Annotated in this window: 16 protein-coding genes; 10 read left to right on the top strand and 6 right to left on the bottom strand. The window is 69.2% G+C overall.

Features of this window, described 5'->3' with window-relative positions; genetic code table 11:
- Positions 1-76: 76 nt before the first annotated feature.
- Positions 77-685 (bottom strand): TetR/AcrR family transcriptional regulator, encoded by a 609-nt coding sequence (locus tag ACFKCF_RS19405; protein WP_394495361.1) that lies wholly within the window; start codon positions 683-685, stop codon positions 77-79.
- 217 nt (positions 686-902) lie between these two features.
- On the opposite strand from ACFKCF_RS19405, the gene ACFKCF_RS19410 reads away from it, so the two are divergent.
- From ACFKCF_RS19410 to ACFKCF_RS19435, 6 genes are all read left to right on the top strand, one after another.
- Positions 903-1,463, top strand: a complete 561-nt coding sequence (locus tag ACFKCF_RS19410) for a hypothetical protein (RefSeq protein ID WP_394495362.1) — start codon at positions 903-905, stop codon at positions 1,461-1,463.
- Between the two features lies 1 nt (position 1,464).
- Complete coding sequence (locus tag ACFKCF_RS19415; protein WP_394495364.1) at positions 1,465-2,904, top strand: dihydrolipoyl dehydrogenase family protein; 1,440 nt, start codon at positions 1,465-1,467, stop codon at positions 2,902-2,904.
- Between the two features lie 189 nt (positions 2,905-3,093).
- Positions 3,094-4,908 (top strand): asparagine synthase (glutamine-hydrolyzing), encoded by a 1,815-nt coding sequence (asnB, locus tag ACFKCF_RS19420; RefSeq protein WP_394495366.1) that lies wholly within the window; start codon positions 3,094-3,096, stop codon positions 4,906-4,908.
- Positions 4,909-5,033: 125 nt separating this feature from the next.
- Positions 5,034-5,957 (top strand): NADP-dependent oxidoreductase, encoded by a 924-nt coding sequence (locus tag ACFKCF_RS19425; protein ID WP_394495368.1) that lies wholly within the window; start codon positions 5,034-5,036, stop codon positions 5,955-5,957.
- Between the two features lie 348 nt (positions 5,958-6,305).
- Complete coding sequence (locus tag ACFKCF_RS19430; RefSeq protein ID WP_394495369.1) at positions 6,306-6,788, top strand: cupin domain-containing protein; 483 nt, start codon at positions 6,306-6,308, stop codon at positions 6,786-6,788.
- A 90-nt stretch (positions 6,789-6,878) separates the two neighbouring features.
- The gene (locus ACFKCF_RS19435; protein WP_394495371.1) at positions 6,879-8,039 is read left to right on the top strand and encodes a cation:proton antiporter; all 1,161 of its coding nucleotides are present in this window, start codon (positions 6,879-6,881) and stop codon (positions 8,037-8,039) included.
- Positions 8,040-8,850: 811 nt separating this feature from the next.
- On the opposite strand, the gene ACFKCF_RS19440 is transcribed toward ACFKCF_RS19435, so the two are convergent.
- The gene (locus tag ACFKCF_RS19440) at positions 8,851-10,098 is read right to left on the bottom strand and encodes a 5'-nucleotidase (RefSeq protein WP_394495372.1); all 1,248 of its coding nucleotides are present in this window, start codon (positions 10,096-10,098) and stop codon (positions 8,851-8,853) included.
- A 10-nt stretch (positions 10,099-10,108) separates the two neighbouring features.
- Between ACFKCF_RS19440 and ACFKCF_RS19445 the strand changes: the two genes are divergently transcribed.
- Both ACFKCF_RS19445 and ACFKCF_RS19450 read left to right on the top strand, forming a co-directional pair.
- A complete protein-coding gene (locus tag ACFKCF_RS19445; protein ID WP_394495373.1) occupies positions 10,109-10,348 on the top strand; it encodes a hypothetical protein in 240 nt (79 codons plus the stop codon).
- 304 nt (positions 10,349-10,652) lie between these two features.
- The gene (locus ACFKCF_RS19450; protein WP_394495375.1) at positions 10,653-10,994 is read left to right on the top strand and encodes a hypothetical protein; all 342 of its coding nucleotides are present in this window, start codon (positions 10,653-10,655) and stop codon (positions 10,992-10,994) included.
- Between the two features lie 308 nt (positions 10,995-11,302).
- On the opposite strand, the gene ACFKCF_RS19455 is transcribed toward ACFKCF_RS19450, so the two are convergent.
- From ACFKCF_RS19455 to ACFKCF_RS19465, 3 genes are all read right to left on the bottom strand, one after another.
- A complete protein-coding gene (locus tag ACFKCF_RS19455; protein WP_394495377.1) occupies positions 11,303-12,058 on the bottom strand; it encodes a hypothetical protein in 756 nt (251 codons plus the stop codon).
- Between the two features lie 772 nt (positions 12,059-12,830).
- The gene (locus ACFKCF_RS19460) at positions 12,831-13,058 is read right to left on the bottom strand and encodes a hypothetical protein (RefSeq protein WP_394495378.1); all 228 of its coding nucleotides are present in this window, start codon (positions 13,056-13,058) and stop codon (positions 12,831-12,833) included.
- A gap of 52 nt (positions 13,059-13,110) precedes the next feature.
- Positions 13,111-13,752, bottom strand: coding sequence for a hypothetical protein (locus tag ACFKCF_RS19465; protein ID WP_394495380.1), 642 nt, complete (start codon positions 13,750-13,752; stop codon positions 13,111-13,113).
- Between the two features lie 113 nt (positions 13,753-13,865).
- Here ACFKCF_RS19465 and ACFKCF_RS19470 point away from each other — a divergent pair, with 113 nt between their 5' ends.
- Entirely contained in the window at positions 13,866-14,693 is an 828-nt protein-coding gene (locus tag ACFKCF_RS19470) for a class I SAM-dependent methyltransferase (RefSeq protein WP_394495382.1), read from the top strand.
- 272 nt (positions 14,694-14,965) lie between these two features.
- Here ACFKCF_RS19470 and ACFKCF_RS19475 read toward each other — a convergent pair whose 3' ends face one another.
- The gene (locus ACFKCF_RS19475; protein WP_394495384.1) at positions 14,966-15,472 is read right to left on the bottom strand and encodes a hypothetical protein; all 507 of its coding nucleotides are present in this window, start codon (positions 15,470-15,472) and stop codon (positions 14,966-14,968) included.
- Positions 15,473-15,846: 374 nt separating this feature from the next.
- On the opposite strand from ACFKCF_RS19475, the gene ACFKCF_RS19480 reads away from it, so the two are divergent.
- Positions 15,847-16,182 carry a hypothetical protein gene (locus ACFKCF_RS19480; RefSeq protein WP_394495385.1) on the top strand — a complete coding sequence of 112 codons (336 nt, stop codon included), beginning with the start codon at positions 15,847-15,849 and terminating at the stop codon, positions 16,180-16,182.
- Positions 16,183-16,318 lie beyond the last annotated feature (136 nt).

The following is a 16,318-nucleotide window of genomic DNA, read 5'->3' on the forward strand; positions in this document are numbered from 1 at the left end:
GAAATACCGCCGCCGCGCCGTGGGATCCGGCCGACCGGGGCTCGACCGCTTCATGCCTGAGCGCAGGTCTGCGGCTTCAGGCGCCCGCCGGTCCGCTGTAGTCGGTGGCAGCATATACCTGCAGCAGCCTCTCGACTCCGTGCAGGAAGGTCTCGCAGATCAGCACCGGGTCGAACAGGCAGCCGGCGGCCATGGCGCCGTCGCGCATCATCACGAAGTGGCGCGCGGCGGGCTCGGCGCCGGTGTCCTGGATCTTGGCCAGCAGCTCCGTGACGGTTTCCAGGAACCATTGGCGGTGGCCGAGTACGGCTTGGTGCACCGGGGACCCGGGGTCGGGATACTCGGCGGCGGCGTTGAGGAAGGCGCATCCCCGGAAGCCGGGGGACTGGATGCTCCGGGCGATGGACTCGCTGAGGGCCCGGATGGTGTCGGCGGCCGGTAGTCCGGCGGCGACGGCCTCGTCCGCCTGACCCCGCATGGCCCGGTCGACCTCGTTCAGGTAGGCGAGGACCAGCTCTTCCTTGCCGGGGAAGTGCCGGTAGAGGGTGGCCCGCGTCACCTGCGCCTCGGCGACGATGCGATCGATGCCGACGGCGTGGATGCCCTCCGCGTAGAAGAGCCGGGTGGCCGTGCTGAGCAGCCGGGACCGCGCTTCGGACGGCCGGCCTTCGGATTGGCTGGGCATACCGGCATCCTAGCGGATAGAACGTTCGGTCTTGACAGCCTGCGCCGCACGTTGCCATGCTGTGCCGCGACAGAACGTTCGGTCTACCTGAACGAGATCCGGCAGAGCACCCCGTCCTGCCATCTGGTCAGCAGGCAGCACCAGGCCCTCGCCGGCCGCCCACGTGATCGAGAAGGCCGACCGCTCTCCACATCGCTCATCCACCGAGAGGATCATCATGAGCTCTATCGCTGCTTCGCCCGGTATTTCCGGGACCGCGTCCGCACTGCGGCGGCTGTACTTCGTCCGGTTTGCCTTCGCCATCGTCTGGGCTCTCGCGATGTTCACGACCGCCTCGGCCCTGGGTCCGCTCGCGGTCGGTCTGCTCGTGCTCTACCCGCTGTTCGACGTGGCCGCCGCCATCGTCGACGCCCGCGCCTCGCGCGCCGCCGGATCACCTGCCCTGCTGTACGTGAACATCGCGGTCAGCCTGGTCACCGCCGTCGGCGTGGCCATCGCCTGCGCGTCCGGCATCCCGGCGGTGCTGCGCGTGTGGGGCGCCTGGGCGGTCGTGGCCGGGCTGGTCCAGCTGATCGTGGGCGTCACCCGCCGCAAGATGGGCGGCCAGTGGCCGATGATCATCAGCGGCGGCATCTCCGTGCTCGCCGGTGCGTCCTTCATCGTCGGCGCCTCGGCGGACAGCCCGACGCTGACCAACGCGGCCGGCTACGCCATCCCCGGCGGCATCTTCTTCCTCATCTCCGCCTTCCGCCTCGGCCGCGCCGCGAAGGGGAACTGACATGGACGGCAACACGTACGACGTCGTCGTCATCGGGGCCGGCCCGGTCGGGGAGAACGTCGCCGACCGGGTGGTGCGGGGCGGGCTCAGCGCCGCCGTCGTCGAGCGCGAGCTCGTCGGCGGGGAATGCTCCTACTGGGCCTGCATGCCGACCAAGGCGTTGCTGCGCAGCGCGGCGGCGTTGCGGGCGGCTCGTCAGGTGCCGGGAGCGCGCGAGGCGGTGACCGGCGGTCTCGACGCGGCCGCGGTGCTGGGCCGCCGGGATTCCTTCGCCGCGCATTGGAAGGATGACGGTCAGGTCGGCTGGCTCGATTCGGCTGGAATCGCTCTGCACCGGGGGCAGGGCCGGATCGTGTCGGCGCGCGCGGTCGAGGTGACCGGCGACGACGGCGTCCCGGGCACGTTGACGGCCCGGCATGCGGTGGTCATCGCGACCGGAAGCGGCGCACTGCTGCCGGACGTCCCCGGTTTGCGCGAGGCCGCGCCGTGGACCAGCCGGGAGGCGGCTGCCGCGAGCGCGGTCCCCGGCCGGCTCGCGATCATCGGTGGTGGCGTGGTGGCGTCGGAGATGGCGACCGCCTTCGCCGCCCTGGGGTCCGCGGTGACGATGCTGGTGCGTGACGGTGTGCTGCCGCTGGCCGAGCCGTTCGCCGGCGAGCGGGTCACCGAGTCGTTGCGGGAGGCCGGTGTGTCGGTACGCCTCGGTGCGGAGGCCGCATCGGTGCACCGCGACGAGGCCGGGACGGCGCACATCACGACGACCGACGGCGAGCAGCTCGAGGCCGACGAGGTTCTGGTGGCGATCGGCCGGATGCCGAACACCCAGGACCTCGGTCTCGGCGCCGTCGGCCTGATGCCGGGTGCCTGGCTCACGGTGGACGACACGCTGCGGGTGCTCGGGCAGGACGGGGCGCCGATCGGTGACGGGTGGCTGTACGCCGCCGGTGACGTCAACCGGCGGGTGCTGCTGACCCACCAGGGCAAGTACCAGGCCCGCGCGGTCGGCGACGTCATCGTGGCGCGCGCGAAGGGCGAGGCGGTCGAGGACGGCCGCTGGGGCCGCCACGTCGCCACGGCCGACGAGCGCGCGGTGCCCCAGGTGATCTTCACCGAACCGGAGATCGCGTCGGTGGGGCTGACCGCGGCCGCGGCGGAGGCCGCCGGGGTACGGATCCGCGTCGTCGACCACGACCTGGGCGCCGTCGCCGGATCCGCCCTGCACGCCGACGGATACCGGGGGCAGGCCCGCATGGTCGTCGACGAGGACCGGGAAGTGATCGTCGGCTTCACGCTCGCCGGCCCGGACGTCGCAGAACTGCTGCACGCCGCGACGATCGCGGTCGTCGGCGAGGTTCCGCTGGACCGCCTGTGGCACGCGGTTCCGGCGTTCCCCACGGTCACCGAGGTGTGGCTGCGGCTGCTGGAGGCGTACGGCCGCTGACCGCCGGGCCCCCGGCGTCACGCAGCCATACGAAGAATCAAGGGGTGACGCTCGGCCGCGCAGAGCGCCTTCGGTGATGCTGATCGCCTATGGACCGATCAGCCCTGCGCGGTTATGTTGCGAGGGCGTCAGGCAAGCTGTCAGGCCGACGCCAGGGAGCACCATGACATCATCTGAGAGGACCCGCGCATGTGCGGCATCGCAGGATGGGTGGACTTCGAACGCGACCTGACCGGCGAGCGCGCCACCGCCCTCGCCATGACCGAGACCATGAGCTGCCGGGGCCCCGACGACCAGGGCCTCCACCTCGGCCCGCACGCCGCGCTCGGCAACCGCAGGCTGGCCGTCATCGACATCGAGGGCGGCCACATGCCCATGACGGCAGAGGGGCCGGCCGTCATCACCTACAGCGGCGAGGTCTACAACTTCGGTGAGCTGCGCGCCGAACTGGCCGCCAAAGGCCACCGCTTCCGCACCAGGAGCGACACCGAGGTCGTGCTGCACGGCTACCTGGAGTGGGGCGAGGCCGTCGCCGACCGGCTCAACGGCATGTACGCCTTCGCTCTGTGGGACGAGCGCACCCAGGAGCTCCTCCTGATCCGCGACCGTATGGGCATCAAGCCCCTCTACTACTACCCCCTGCCCAACGGCGTGCTGTTCGGCTCGGAGCCCAAGGCGATCCTGGCCAATCCGCTGGCCCCGCCCGTCGTGGACCTCGACGGTCTGCGCCAGCTCCTCAGCCTGGGGAGCGTCCGGCAACGCCCCGTCTACAAGGGCATGTACGAACTGCCTCCGGGCCACCTGCTGCGCGTCAGCAGGCAGGGCACCCGGCTGCGCCGTTACTGGGGGCTGGACGCCCGCGAGCACACCGACGACCTCGACACCACCGTACGCACGGTGCGTGAGCTGCTCGAAGACATCGTCAGCAGGCAGCTCGTCTCCGATGTCCCGCTGTGCAGCCTGCTGTCCGGCGGCCTTGACTCCAGCATCATCACCGCGCTGGCCGGCAAGCACGGCCGGATCCGCTCGTTCGCCGTGGACTACGCGGGTTACGCGGACAACTTCCAGGCCGACGAGCTGCGCGGCGACCCGGACGCGCCGTTCGTGCGGATGCTGGCCGAGCACGTCGGCTCCGATCACACCGACATCGTCCTCGGGCCGGACGAGCTGGCCGACCCGAGGCTGCGCGCCGCCGTCGTGCGCGCCTGGGACGTGCCCCACTTCGTCGGCGACATGAACTCGTCGCTCTACATGCTGTTCCGCGCGATCCGCGAACACTCCACGGTGGCGCTGTCGGGCGAGTCCGCCGACGAGGTGTTCGGCGGGTACGCCTGGTTCCACCTGCCGCAGGCGGTCGAGGCCGACACCTTCCCATGGCTGGCCATGGTGATGCGTGAGCAGCAGCCGACCGACATCCTGGACAGGTCGCTGAAACAGCGGCTCGACATGGACGCCTACACGGCCGACGGCTACCGTACGGCGCTCGGCGAGGTGCCCCACGTGGACGGGCAGGACGACCGCGAGCGGCGCATGCGCGAGATCTGCTACCTGCACCTGACCCGCTTCCTGCCCTTCCTGCTCGACCGCAAGGACCGGATGAGCATGGCCGTCGGGCTGGAGGTGCGGGTGCCGTTCTGCGACCACCGCCTGGTCGAGTACGTCTTCAACACCCCGTGGTCGATGAAGACGTTCGACGGCAGGGAGAAGAGCCTGCTGCGCGCGGCCGGGGCCGACCTGTTGCCCGAGCCGATCCGGCGCCGCGTCAAGGCCCCGTACCCGGTGACCCAGGACCTGGGCTACGAGCAGGCGCTCCGCGCGGCGCTGCGCGAGGTCGTCAGTGACAAGGAGGCCCCGGTACTGCCGCTGCTCGACCCGGCGGCCGTCAGCGAGGCTGTCACGGCCCCGCCCGAGAAGGTCACCACCACGATGACCCGGTTCGGCCTGGAGCTGGCACTGGACCTGAACGTCTGGCTGAGCGCCTACGGCGTCCGCCTGGATCTGTAGGGGCGGACGGGCCGGACGACATCCAGCGATCACCTGCCGCCTTTGGCGACTCGCCGCAGGTCAGAACGTATCTCAGGCGGGTACGTTCGTCCTGTCCGCTGTTTCACCGCTCGCGAGGACCCGTCATGCAGGCCATCACCGTTCGAGACCGCGCCGCCGGCCTGGCCGGGCTTTCCCTGACGGAAGAGCCATATCCGCACGCCGCCGAGAACGACGTCGTCGTCCGGGTGCATGCCGCAGGGTTCACCCCCGGAGAGCTCGACTGGCCGGGAACGTGGTCCGACCGCGCGGGCCGTGACCGGACGCCGAGCGTGCCCGGGCACGAGGTGTCGGGTGTCGTCGCCGAGTTGGGGTACGGAACCACCGGCCTGACCGTCGGTCAGCGGGTGTTCGGGCTGACCGACTGGGCACGCAACGGCTCGCTGGCCGAGTACGTGGCGGTGGAGGCCCGCAACCTCGCGCCGCTGCCGGCCGACGTCGACCACACCGTGGCCGCCGCACTGCCGATCTCAGGTCTGACCGCGTGGCAGGGACTGTTCGACCACGGCCGCCTCGCCGCCGGTCAGACCGTCCTGATCCACGGCGCCGCAGGCGGGGTGGGTTCCATCGCGGTGCAACTCGCGCGCGAGGCGGGAGCCCGGGTGATCGGCACCGGCAGGGCCACCGCCAGGGACACGGCACTCGAGCTCGGCGCGGATGCCTTCCTGGACCTGCAGGCCGACCCCCTGGAAGATGCCGGCGAGGTCGACGTGGTGTTCGACGTGATCGGCGGTGAGCTCCTGGACCGCTCGGCCGCGCTGGTACGCGCCGGCGGCACCCTCGTCTCCATCGCCTCGCCACCCACGGTCCGGCCCCCGGACAGGAGGATGATCTTCTTCGTCGTCGAGCCCGATCGCGCCCGACTCGCGGACCTGGCCCAGCGGCTCCGGGACGGACGGCTCCGCCCGATCGTCGGGGCCGTGCTGACGCTCGCCGAGGCGCCCTCGGCGTTCGCGCCCGCCCAGCGCGTCCCCGGCAAGACGATCATCCGGGTCGCGGCAGCCGAATAGCCGGCTACGTGCGCGGCCGCCGGGTAGCCGGTCTCTGCCCACGCCGCGCTGCCGGCCCGGCCACACGGCAGGGTCGGCCGCGCAGTTCGGCGCGGCGCGGCCTCGGGCGGCTCGACCTGCGCCTGAACAGACCATCGCCAAGGCTTGAATTCGCCCTCGATAGGCATCGAATCGCTTGGGCAGCGTACTCGAGCAAGTCCACTCCGCCTGGCCGGGACGCCACGCCGAGGCAAGCGGCTGTCCGCGGTGGTGTGGCGCGTCGGAGCGGCGAGCCCTCAGGGCCGGAGGCTGGGAGGCCTCGGGATCGTCCTGTCGGCCTCAAGGTCCCAGCGGGATAGGAGAGACGTCATGATCCGACGACGGTTCACCGGTGGCATCCTGGCTGCCGGCATGGTGGCCACGGCCGCCGCGTGTGCTCCCGCAGCGGAGCACGCGACCGGCAAGGCGCAGGGTGCGGCCGAGGTGCCGGTCGCCGTCACGGTTTCGCAGCCGCCGTCCGAGACGCTCTCGATTCTGTCGGAACAGGCGCTTCCCAATGTCAAGGGCAAGACGTTCACCTCGGCGATCGCGGCCTTCCCACCAGGTGCGCGTGCGGTGCCGCACCGGCACGGCGACAGTTTCGTGTACGCCTACGTGCTCGCAGGCACCTTTCGCAGCCAGATCGGTGGGGAGCCGGTGCGAACCTTCCATGAGGGCGAGCATTGGGTCGAGCCTCCGGGTGCCCACCATGTGCTCACGGAGAACACCAGCCAGACGAAACCGGCGAAGCTGCTGGTCATCTTCATCTCCGACACAGGAGACAAGATCAAAATCGATGACCCGCCGGGATAGTCCACCGCACGACTGGTCTCAGCCCGACAACCGACGGAGCCCGCCGCGCGAGCACCGGAGTGTCCGATGTCGTACGACAACCTGCTGATCGTGCTGGCGGTAGCCGCCGGCGTCCCGTTTCTCCTCGCCATGGTGCCCCGCCTGCCCGTACCCGGCCCGGTCCTCGAGATCGTGGCCGGTGTCGTCCTTGGCCCGGCAGTGTTGAACGTGGTGGCGGCGGACACCACCGTCCAGTCATTGTCGATCATCGGCCTGGGCTTCCTTCTGTTCCTGGCCGGACTTGAAATCGACCTCCGGCGACTGCGCGGGCCGCAGGCCCGGCTGGTCGGCGCCGGCCTGGCCGGCACGGTCGCGCTGGCCGCGATCGTCGGCTTGTCCCTGTACGTAGCGGGGCTGGCCGAGAGCCCCCTGCTGATCGGCACTGCTCTGGTGGCCACGTCCCTTGGATTGCTGGTTCCCATCTTGAAGGACGCGGGCGCGATCGACCGGCCGGTCGGCCAGCTCACCATCGGCGGAGCCTCGGCCGGTGAGATCAGCGCTGTGGTGCTGCTGTCGCTGTTCTTCTCCGAGCATTCGTCGAACCCCGGATCCAGGCTGCTGCTGCTCCTCAGCCTTTTGGGGCTGGCGGTGCTCATCGTGCTGGCGTCGATGCAGGCGGAGCGCTCCATGTGGCTGTCCCGAGCCGTGGAGATGCTGGCCGACACGAGCGCGCAAATCCGGGTCCGCCTGTCGATGCTCCTCGTCGTCGGGCTGTCCGCGATGGCCTTGCACCTGGGGTTCGAGGCCATCCTCGGCGCCTTCGTCGCGGGAGCCGTGCTCCGGTTGATCGACCCCGACGCGGAACGGTCCCATCCCCAGTTTCACATCAAGCTCGAGGGTTTGGGCTACGGATTTCTCGTCCCGGTGTTCTTCGTGACGAGCGGCATCCAGTTCGATCTCGGCGCCCTGTTCGCCGATGCCGGGACGGTGGCGCTGGTGCCGATGTTCCTGGCCGCGCTGCTCCTGGTTCGCGGGCTTCCGGCACTGGTCTACCGCGCTGCCGGTCTCTCGCACGCGGAGGTCATGGCCAGCGGACTCCTGCAGGCCACCTCGCTGCCGGTGATCGTGGCCGCGGCGACGATCGGCCTGAAGCTGGACGCCATCCGTCCGGCGAATGCCGCCGCGCTGGTGGCAGCGGGCCTCCTGTCGGTGGTGGCGTTCCCCTTAATGGCGTTGCGGCTGCTGAGCCGTTCCGACCACCCATCCCCTTAGATGAGCAGGCCCTGCTCACGTCCTTCCCCACCGTTCTTCATCTATTGAGTGAGCGGACGAGCTGTAGAGGAGCTGAGCAGGCAGTTGCCGCCGGCGCAGCAGAGCTGGGTGCAGCACATCACGGCCTCGGGCCAGGGGTCGGTGGCGCAGGGAGTGATATTCGGTCGCTCTGTCCGCGGATGAACACGTGGAGCCGGCCGTTGTACGCGATCGCCGTCGGTGCGAACGGCGTCCGCCAGCCGCCGGGAATGGGCCTCCAGTGTGCGACCCTGCTCCCAGGCGTGGCGGACCACCAGAGCGTGCCGGCCCCCACGGAGGAGGCGCTCCTGATTTCCGGCGGCTGGCCGCGACGGATCCCGTCGCGAACCGGCCAGACCTGGCGCTGGGGCTCATGGGCCATGCCGCCGTGCGCGCGTCCGCCGGTCTGGAGACCGGCTGCATGCCCTCGGGTTGTGGGGGGCTAGCACCAGTGGGCCGAGCTCCTGGACGAGGTCGGCCGCCACGACGACGCGGCCGGGCTGCGCCGGCAGCTCGACAGCAGCGGCGCGAGGCCGGGCTGCCCCCGCAGATCGACTAGCAGCGGCGCGAGGCCGAACGCCTCCTGGACTCATGACCGGAGCGCCAGGTAGCGGCCGGTACGAATGCACGATCCAAGCGGTGCGGGCCCCGGCGACTCCATGCCGCTGGGGCCCGCGAACGAGGACGACGGCGCTCGTTCTCAGGTCAGAAGCCAGGCTTTCTCCGGACGGAATGCTCCTCCGCCCGGAGAACAGCGCACGTTACGCCTGAGGAATGCCTACGTCTGGGAAACTCAGCCGCGAACCGTGACGCGGTCTCCCTTGGGAGGGCTGACCGGCGAGTGATCGGCGAAGTACGACGCCAGCGCACCCCGGTCGTCGGGCCCGTTGTGCGCCACGCTGTTGTTGGGCCACTTCCACTGCGGGAACCCCTCCCAGCCGCCGGCCAGGATGTAGTTCGCGGCGACCTTGATCACCTGAGTATCGGTCACCGGCGCGCCGTTCAGCGTGATCTCCGTGATCTTCCCGTCCGTCAGGGTGTAGCGCAGCCCGGCGGACGGGGTCAGCACCCCCCGCTCCTTGCTCGCGTGCCCCAGCAGCCACTTGAGCTGGGAGCCGTTCATGGACCAGGTGTCGACGTGGAGCCCGTTCGGCTGCGTGGCATACAGCTGCCCGTACGTGACGGGCCCCTTCTTGATCTCGGCGTTGGGCGAGCGGACCGCGTACTTGCTGACCAGGGCGATCTGCGCGCCGGACACGGGCTGGACCGATTCGAGCATGGCATCGGCCACCAGCTCGGCCAGCGGGCCGCCGCCCCAGCTGTCGCGCTTGATGTCGCCGGCGGCGTCGCCGATCCGAGCGCTCTCCTTCGGCCCGGCGCACTCGAAGTAGTAGATGATGTTGGTCTTGAGCTTGCCGGCCTGGTTGAACTCGATCTGCACCGAGTACGTGGTCGACTCCTGGTCCCAGCTCAGCGTCTCGAGCACGGCGTTGTAGACGGGGCCGTGGTCGGCCGGCACGTTGAGCGTCTTCCAGTCCTTGGCGCCGACGAGGCGGTACTGGATCGACTGCGCACCCGCGGGGATCCCCTCAAGCCGGCCGTGGAGCTTGAAGGTCAGCGGGCACTTCGACGCGGTGGTGCGCTCGAAGGCGATGCGGGCCTTCTGCACCAGATTCGGGAGCGGGGTCCCGGTCGGAGTCGGAGTCGGGGACGGGCTCGAGGTCGGGCTCGGGCTCGACGTGGGCGTCGGCGTGGCGTCGGACGTGACGTACTCGACGGAGGTGTTCACGCTGTCGAAGACGTCGCCGGTGCTCTCGTCGCCACCGTCGCAGGTGACGGCGAACGACGCCTTCTTGGAGGTCTTCGTCGCCGGGCTGACCACACGCACGGCACCCCAGCCGGTGGCATCGCCATCGACCTTGAGCGACGTGGACAGGCGGATGGTTTTGACGCCCTTGCCGCCGATCCGGTACGTCTTGGTCTTGCTCTTGTCGCCGTCGCTGAAGGTCCACTGGTACTTCAGCGCAACAGGCGCCTTCACCTTCACCGTGGTGGACAGCGTCACGGTCACCGGGCAGGTGCCCGTGTGTCTTTTCGGCGACGCGGAAGCGGCCCCGAAAACTATCGATTGCGGTGCGGCCTGTGCACCCGATGCGAACGCGCCGGAAGCCAGGGCGACAACGGCCACCAGTGCACTGATCCGGCGCCCGGCCCTAGTTAACAGTCTCACAGGATTCCTCTCATTGATCTTGGCCGAAGAATCCTGGCAGAGTTTTATCACCGTAGAATAACAATATTGTGCGCCGCAAAAAGGAAATGGGCGTTTCCGCAATGGCCCGTAAAGGCGTGCCATCGGCGGACGGGCGGCCGCGCGGTCGTCGTCACCCGCGCCGAAGACCAGAACCCCCGCGAGTCACGGCGCAATCTCCCGCATGCTGTTCAGACTTTCGGCCCTTCCAGGCCTGATCATAGGGGATGGTGGCCGCCCTCACGGCATGCACCGTGGCGCCCGTCTCCTCGCCCTCCGCTACCCCCAGCGTCCGGCAGGCGGCTCAGCCGACCCCCTCCCCCTCAGAGGTCAGCCTTTCACCCGGGGTGCACCGATACCACGCCACCGAACTGAGGCCGGGCGACTGCATCGATCCCTTACCTGACGACTTCATGGTGACGGTCGTTCCATGCGATCGGCCGCATGTGGCGGAGTTCGCCACCATCTATGTCATCCCCGATGGGCCGTTTCCGGGGATGGGGGATATGCAGCGCCTGACCGAGAACGGGTGCACGCCGAGAATGCGGCTGGTGGAGAAGCGGAAGGACGAGGTCATCGTGAGCGGCCTGGTGCCTTCGGCGAAAGACCGGCCTCGGTATAGGACGATTTACTGTCTCGCGATCGCCGCCGACCAAGGATCGTCGCTGGTCGGGCGGGTCGTTCAGTAGTGCGACATGCTGCGTTGGCCACAACCCAGGACAACGATTGCACTGGCCTGCGCCTGCTGCTTCATTCGAACCGGCGGTGCTCACCATCGAGAGCGTCCTGACCCACCGGGCTATCGTCGGCCGCGGCTCACGTCTCCTGCCGACGCCTGTTCCGGCTTCGACGCCGGAGCCTGTGGCTGCACCGGCTACGGCCTGGACGCAACCGTGCCCACGCTGCCGCTCAGCATGAAGAACACGCGCGGTCGCCCGGCCCCGAGTTGGCCGCCGGCGCGACCGGGCCGGCCATCCGGCCCGGTCGCGGAGGTGGATCAGCCGGGCGGCACGGCTCCGTTCTTGGAGACGGGGACGGCCAGTTGCGCGGCGCCGGTGAGCCTGAGCTCCTCGGGGGGCAGGTTCCCCAGCACCGGGTTCAGGTGTCTCAGGGTCAGCGGCACCGGAGAGATGGCCGGGCTGCCGATGTCGAACTTCTCCAGGTCGATCCAGCGTACGACGCCGAGCACGTCCGGCGGGATCTCGTCACGGGCCTTCTGCACCGGGACGCAGAGCTGGCGGGCGGCGGCGACCTGGACGGTGCTGGTGGGGATCTGGTTGACCAGCACGGGGTTGAGCTGGGTGAGGGTCAGGGGCATGTTCATGGGCGGGTTCGGCTGGTGCCCGTAACACAGCAGGTCGATGTGCGAGATGACCCGCAGGATGTCCGGGGCGGGGACCATGCCGTTCTTGGCGACCGGCACGCACAGATGCTGGGGCGCGTTCAGCGTGACGCTGATGCCCGGCACGTTCTGCAGGACCGGGTTCAGGTGGCGCAGCCCCAGATTCCGGTTGATCGAGGGCCCGGTCACCCGGTAGCACGACAGGTCGACGAACCTGATGTAGTCGAGAACATTCGGCGGTGGGATGACGTTGTTCTTGGCCACCGGGACGCAGAGTTGCTCGCGCTGGCCCAGCGTGACCTGCACGGTCGGCAGGTTGCCGAGCACGGGGTTGAGGTGGCGCAGCACCAATGTGGTGGCCGGCGGCTGGTACGAGGTGGTCTTGAAGCACTCAAGGTCGAGGTTCGACACGAATTCCTTCGGCGTCGGCAGGGCCAGGGCCGCTGCGGGCGGCGCGACGAGGAATGCGGCGGCGAATATCGCGAGGCCAGCGGATAAGAGACGCCTTATTGCGATTCTGCCGCGGGGATTTGGTGTGCCCTTTTCGTCCATACGCCCTCCAGAGCCGGATTGTTTGCTTCGACTGTGCGCGCGTACATCCAGCTTGACAAGGCTTGTGTCCGCAACGTGCCACGGTTTTGAAAGCACGCATGTTCGGCAATTTAGAGCGGCCTATAATTTCAGTCGAGCACCGTGCCAATTCCTCGTTCCGCCCGCTATTGTTCGCCGCTCGGCCCATTCAGCCCGCGCGCTGTCGGACCCGTACGGGGACCAGCCGCCGGTCGTGCGGCGGGTGAGCCGGTTCAGGGCCAGAGGAAAGAGGCGGAACGGGACTTAGAGAAGGGCGCGGATACCGCTGGGGCCGGCCCACCGAGATCTTGTTGCGCTCGATGGTCCAGCAGTCGTTCGCGTTCTCGAAACCGACCCCACTGATTCAGATCGGCGAGCCGGCCGGGAGCTCACCTTCGCCGCAGCGATCCGCGACCTGTCCCGAAGTCAGCGGGGCCATCTCGGCCGAGGAGTGGCCGACCTCCGGCCTGGCCACTACCGTGCCTCTTCAGTCAGCGTAGGTGCGGGCGTCATCGGAGGACGGCTGGAACGGGCCGTACCCACCGGAAACCGCGGTCAGCCGGCCGACGGTGGTGACCCAGGGCGAACGCCGGCCGGCGGGATAGTCCGTCCCTCAGTGGTGGGGCAATTGCGGGTACACCACGAGGAAGAAGACGACGAGGGCCACGACGGCGAGGATGACCTGCGTCCCGAAGCTCAGGTCGTCATCGCCGCTGTCACGGCGGGCACGCCAGTCTTCGCGATCGCGTCTACGCGATGACTCGTCGGTGGAACGCCGGACCATTTCACGCTGTTGGTCTATCCGCCGCGAGCTCTCCCGCTGATAGTCATCGAAAGGCATCTGCTCACTCCTCCTGAGTTGCACCGCCTGGACGGACCGACACGGAACGTCATCACTTGGTAACGATAGGGCTGAAAGTCGCCGAGGTGTAGCCCCCGATTCGACAGACTCGCCCTTCGAAAGCGACCGTCTTCACATCGTTGCCATCAACGACCGGCCACCCCAGCCTTCGGAGGCACGCTCTGATCGCGGCCGTATATCCGCAGACGGAAGCTCCACTGTCCGGAGTTGTCGGACAGATCGGGGTCGTGACCCCGAACAGCAGCCGGACGGGCAGGGCGTCGGCCCAGAGCATGCATCCTCCGAGGGCCGTCGCCTGCACGGGATCGCCCACCCAGCCGGCCGGGTTGTTGTTGAAGCGCAGCACGGCCGGGTACTGGGCCAGGCCGGGGAAGGGCCATCCCCGCGGCGCGGCCTGCCCGTTGCCGCCGGGGCCGAGGCTGCCGCCCTCCCAGTCATCGGGATCCACTCGTGAACTCATGTCCGGGACGATCTGGAACACGTCACCCGGCTCGATGAAGTTGCCCGGGTTGCGGCCGACGGGAACCCCGCCTCCGCCGTTGCCCCAGACGAGCAGGTGCGGGATGTCGTGGTTCGCGACCTGACCCTCGGCACACCGGCGCATCGCATGGGCGGGGCCGGCGTGGGCGGGCACCGCCGTCACCGCCGTCAGCGTGGCGGTGACGAGCAGCACGGCCTGAAGTGGCAGTTCACGGCGGGTGGACTGGTGTAGGAGGACGGCGCAGGAGCAAGGCCCGACCGAATATGGTTCGTCCCGGCCGTTGGACGACAGCTAGGGTGTCTGCCATGCGGGACGAGGTCTACCACTACAACGAGGAACGCTGGCAAGCCCTTGTGGAGGCGGAGGCGTTGTTCACCCGTCCTATGCTCGACCTGGACGCGGAGAAGGCTCAGGCCTATCTGGGCCTGGAGAGGCTGGGCATCCCCGGCGATCTGGCGGGCCGGAAGGTGCTCTGCCTGGCGGGAGGAGGCGGGCAGCAGTCTGCGGCCTTCGCTCTGCTCGGAGCGGACGTGACGGTTCTCGACATCTCGTCCGGGCAGCTGGAGCGGGACCGCTTGGCCGCCGAGCACTACAACGTCGGCATCCGCACGATCCAGGGAGACATGCGAGACCTGTCGGCCCTCGACGACTCCTCGTTCGATCTGGTCTGGCATCCGTACTCGCTGACCTTCGTCCCGGACTCCCGGATCGTTTTCCGCGAGGTCGCGAGAGTGGTCGACGAAGGTGGCTACTACTACCTGATGTGCGCCAACCCGTTCTTCTCCGGGCTCACTCACCACTCGTGGAACGGGGAGGGCTACACGCTGAAGCACCCCTACACGGACGAGGCCGTGACCTGCTATCCCGACCAGGACTGGGTCTATAGCCGCAAGCCGGCCGGTCGCCACATTCGCGAACCCATGGAGTACAGGCAGACGCTGAGCCGGATAGTCAACAGCCTGATCCGGGAAGGCTTCATGCTGACGCTCCTTTCTGAGGTCCGAGGTGACTACCCGGGTGCGGAACCGGGCAGCTGGGCGCACTTCACGGGGGTGGCTCCGCCGTGGCTGGAATTCGTCTGGCAGTATTGCCCGGCATCCTCGGAAGGTGAGGGCGTCCGGGGGCACGGGTGACCGCGAACCACGAGGCGGACTTGTCGCGCCCCTTGCAGGGCACGCGCACATCACATGCTCACCGGCTCGGACTGTCCCGAATGCCCGCACGTCGGTCGGCTGGACACGCCCGGGTGCCGTCGACCAATGTGGCGCCGGCGGCCCGAACAGGCCCTGCGCCGCGCCGGACGAGACGCCCCTCCCCTCCCCTGCCCCGCGCCGCGCCGGACGAGACGCCCCTCCCCTGCCCCGCGCCGCGCCGGACGAGACGGCTCTCCCCTGCCCCGCCGCTCTCACCGCTTGAGCTTGAGCCTCTTCCCCGACGCACCCGGGAACACGGCGACCAGGTGCTGCTCCTCTCCCGAATCGTCGACCCGTACGTAGACACGGAGCCGGTAGCGGCCCTTCCCCGCGATCGCCAGGTTCGGCATCGGGGCACCCGCGCCCACCTCTCCACCCTCGCCCATCTCCGGCACGGTGAGCCGGCCGCTGCGGCTGACGATCGACACCTCGTTGACCTGATCCCACCCGGCCGTCCGCTGTGGCGGCGCGGTGCGGAAGGCCTTCACAATCAGGCACAGATCAACGACGTCTTCGAGGTGCCCGACGAGCACCGCGCTGCCGGCCACCCCGATGAGGGTGCTGTCGTCGTAGACCTTGTCCATCGCCTGCTCCGCCGCCTCGTCGGCCGCTTCGTCCTCTGGGTCGTGAACCAGATAGCCGGGATCGCCGTCGACGAACAGGAAGTATTTGGCCGTGGCCTGGACGACCCCCTTCGTCCGGGGCCACGGTCGCGGCACTTCGCGTTCTCCTCGGCGATGTAGGCGTCGTTCGCCGCCTCCGCCTCCGTGGTCGACCGCAGCAACTCGGGACGGGTTGCGCCGACGATCTCCGGGCACACGTAGACGAGGTCCCACGGGTCCGCGCCCCAGGCGGGCCGCGCGCTCCCGGCCCGCGTCAGAACCGCCTCCTGCTCGTCGCGCTCCTCTGTACGGCACAGCTGCCGCCCGTACGCGAGGATCGCCTGGTCCGACAGGCTGTCCGGGAACATGGGCGGGACCCCGCCCTCCGTGCTCCGCGCCCGGCACAGGAACGCGGCGTCGCGTTCGGCAGGTTTCAGGTCGCCGAAGCCGGGCCGGTCATAGCAGTCAGTCGACCAGCCGGTGTAGGTGAGGTGCGCGGTCTGCTCCGGCTGGATCATTGCGATGATCGGCAACACGGCCACTGCCGCGACCGCGACGCGGATCACGCGCCGCCGCGCGGGCGCAACGTCCGCCGGGCGGCCCTCCGCGGGCATTTCGCGGGCGGTCGCCGCGATCCACACGGTGCTGACGAGCCCCACCGGCGCCTGCGCCTGCGCCTGCGCCTGGCCGACTCGACAGGCCGGCTCTGGGTGATGAGCGACAATCGCCACATCGCTCTGGACTCTCGCGCGCACCGCGCTGACCCGGGAAAGGGCACCATCGCGGTCTACGACGTCAGCGGTGTGGTGAGTCAGCCTGGTCGATGAGGGGTGGCTCGCGCCTTGGGCCCACGCGTGATCGATGTCCTCACTCTGCGTCCGACTCAGGAAATCCTCAGGTCACGGCACACCCGGGCGTAGCCGTGATCAATAGCGCATGCGACCGTAGCGCTGCAACAGCGCG

This window comes from Nonomuraea sp. JJY05 (assembly GCF_043496855.1).
Taxonomy (GTDB): Bacteria; Actinomycetota; Actinomycetes; order Streptosporangiales; family Streptosporangiaceae; genus Nonomuraea.

Excerpts from the sequence above, each read along its gene's own strand:
- ACFKCF_RS19405 (WP_394495361.1), bottom strand. The coding sequence starts at position 685 with ATGCCCAGCCAATCCGAAGGCCGGCCGTCCGAAGCGCGGTCCCGGCTG.
- ACFKCF_RS19410 (WP_394495362.1), top strand. The coding sequence starts at position 903 with ATGAGCTCTATCGCTGCTTCGCCCGGTATTTCCGGGACCGCGTCCGCA.
- ACFKCF_RS19415 (WP_394495364.1), top strand. The coding sequence starts at position 1,465 with ATGGACGGCAACACGTACGACGTCGTCGTCATCGGGGCCGGCCCGGTC.
- asnB (WP_394495366.1), top strand. The coding sequence starts at position 3,094 with ATGTGCGGCATCGCAGGATGGGTGGACTTCGAACGCGACCTGACCGGC.
- ACFKCF_RS19425 (WP_394495368.1), top strand. The coding sequence starts at position 5,034 with ATGCAGGCCATCACCGTTCGAGACCGCGCCGCCGGCCTGGCCGGGCTT.
- ACFKCF_RS19430 (WP_394495369.1), top strand. The coding sequence starts at position 6,306 with ATGATCCGACGACGGTTCACCGGTGGCATCCTGGCTGCCGGCATGGTG.
- ACFKCF_RS19460 (WP_394495378.1), bottom strand. The coding sequence starts at position 13,058 with ATGCCTTTCGATGACTATCAGCGGGAGAGCTCGCGGCGGATAGACCAA.
- ACFKCF_RS19470 (WP_394495382.1), top strand. The coding sequence starts at position 13,866 with ATGCGGGACGAGGTCTACCACTACAACGAGGAACGCTGGCAAGCCCTT.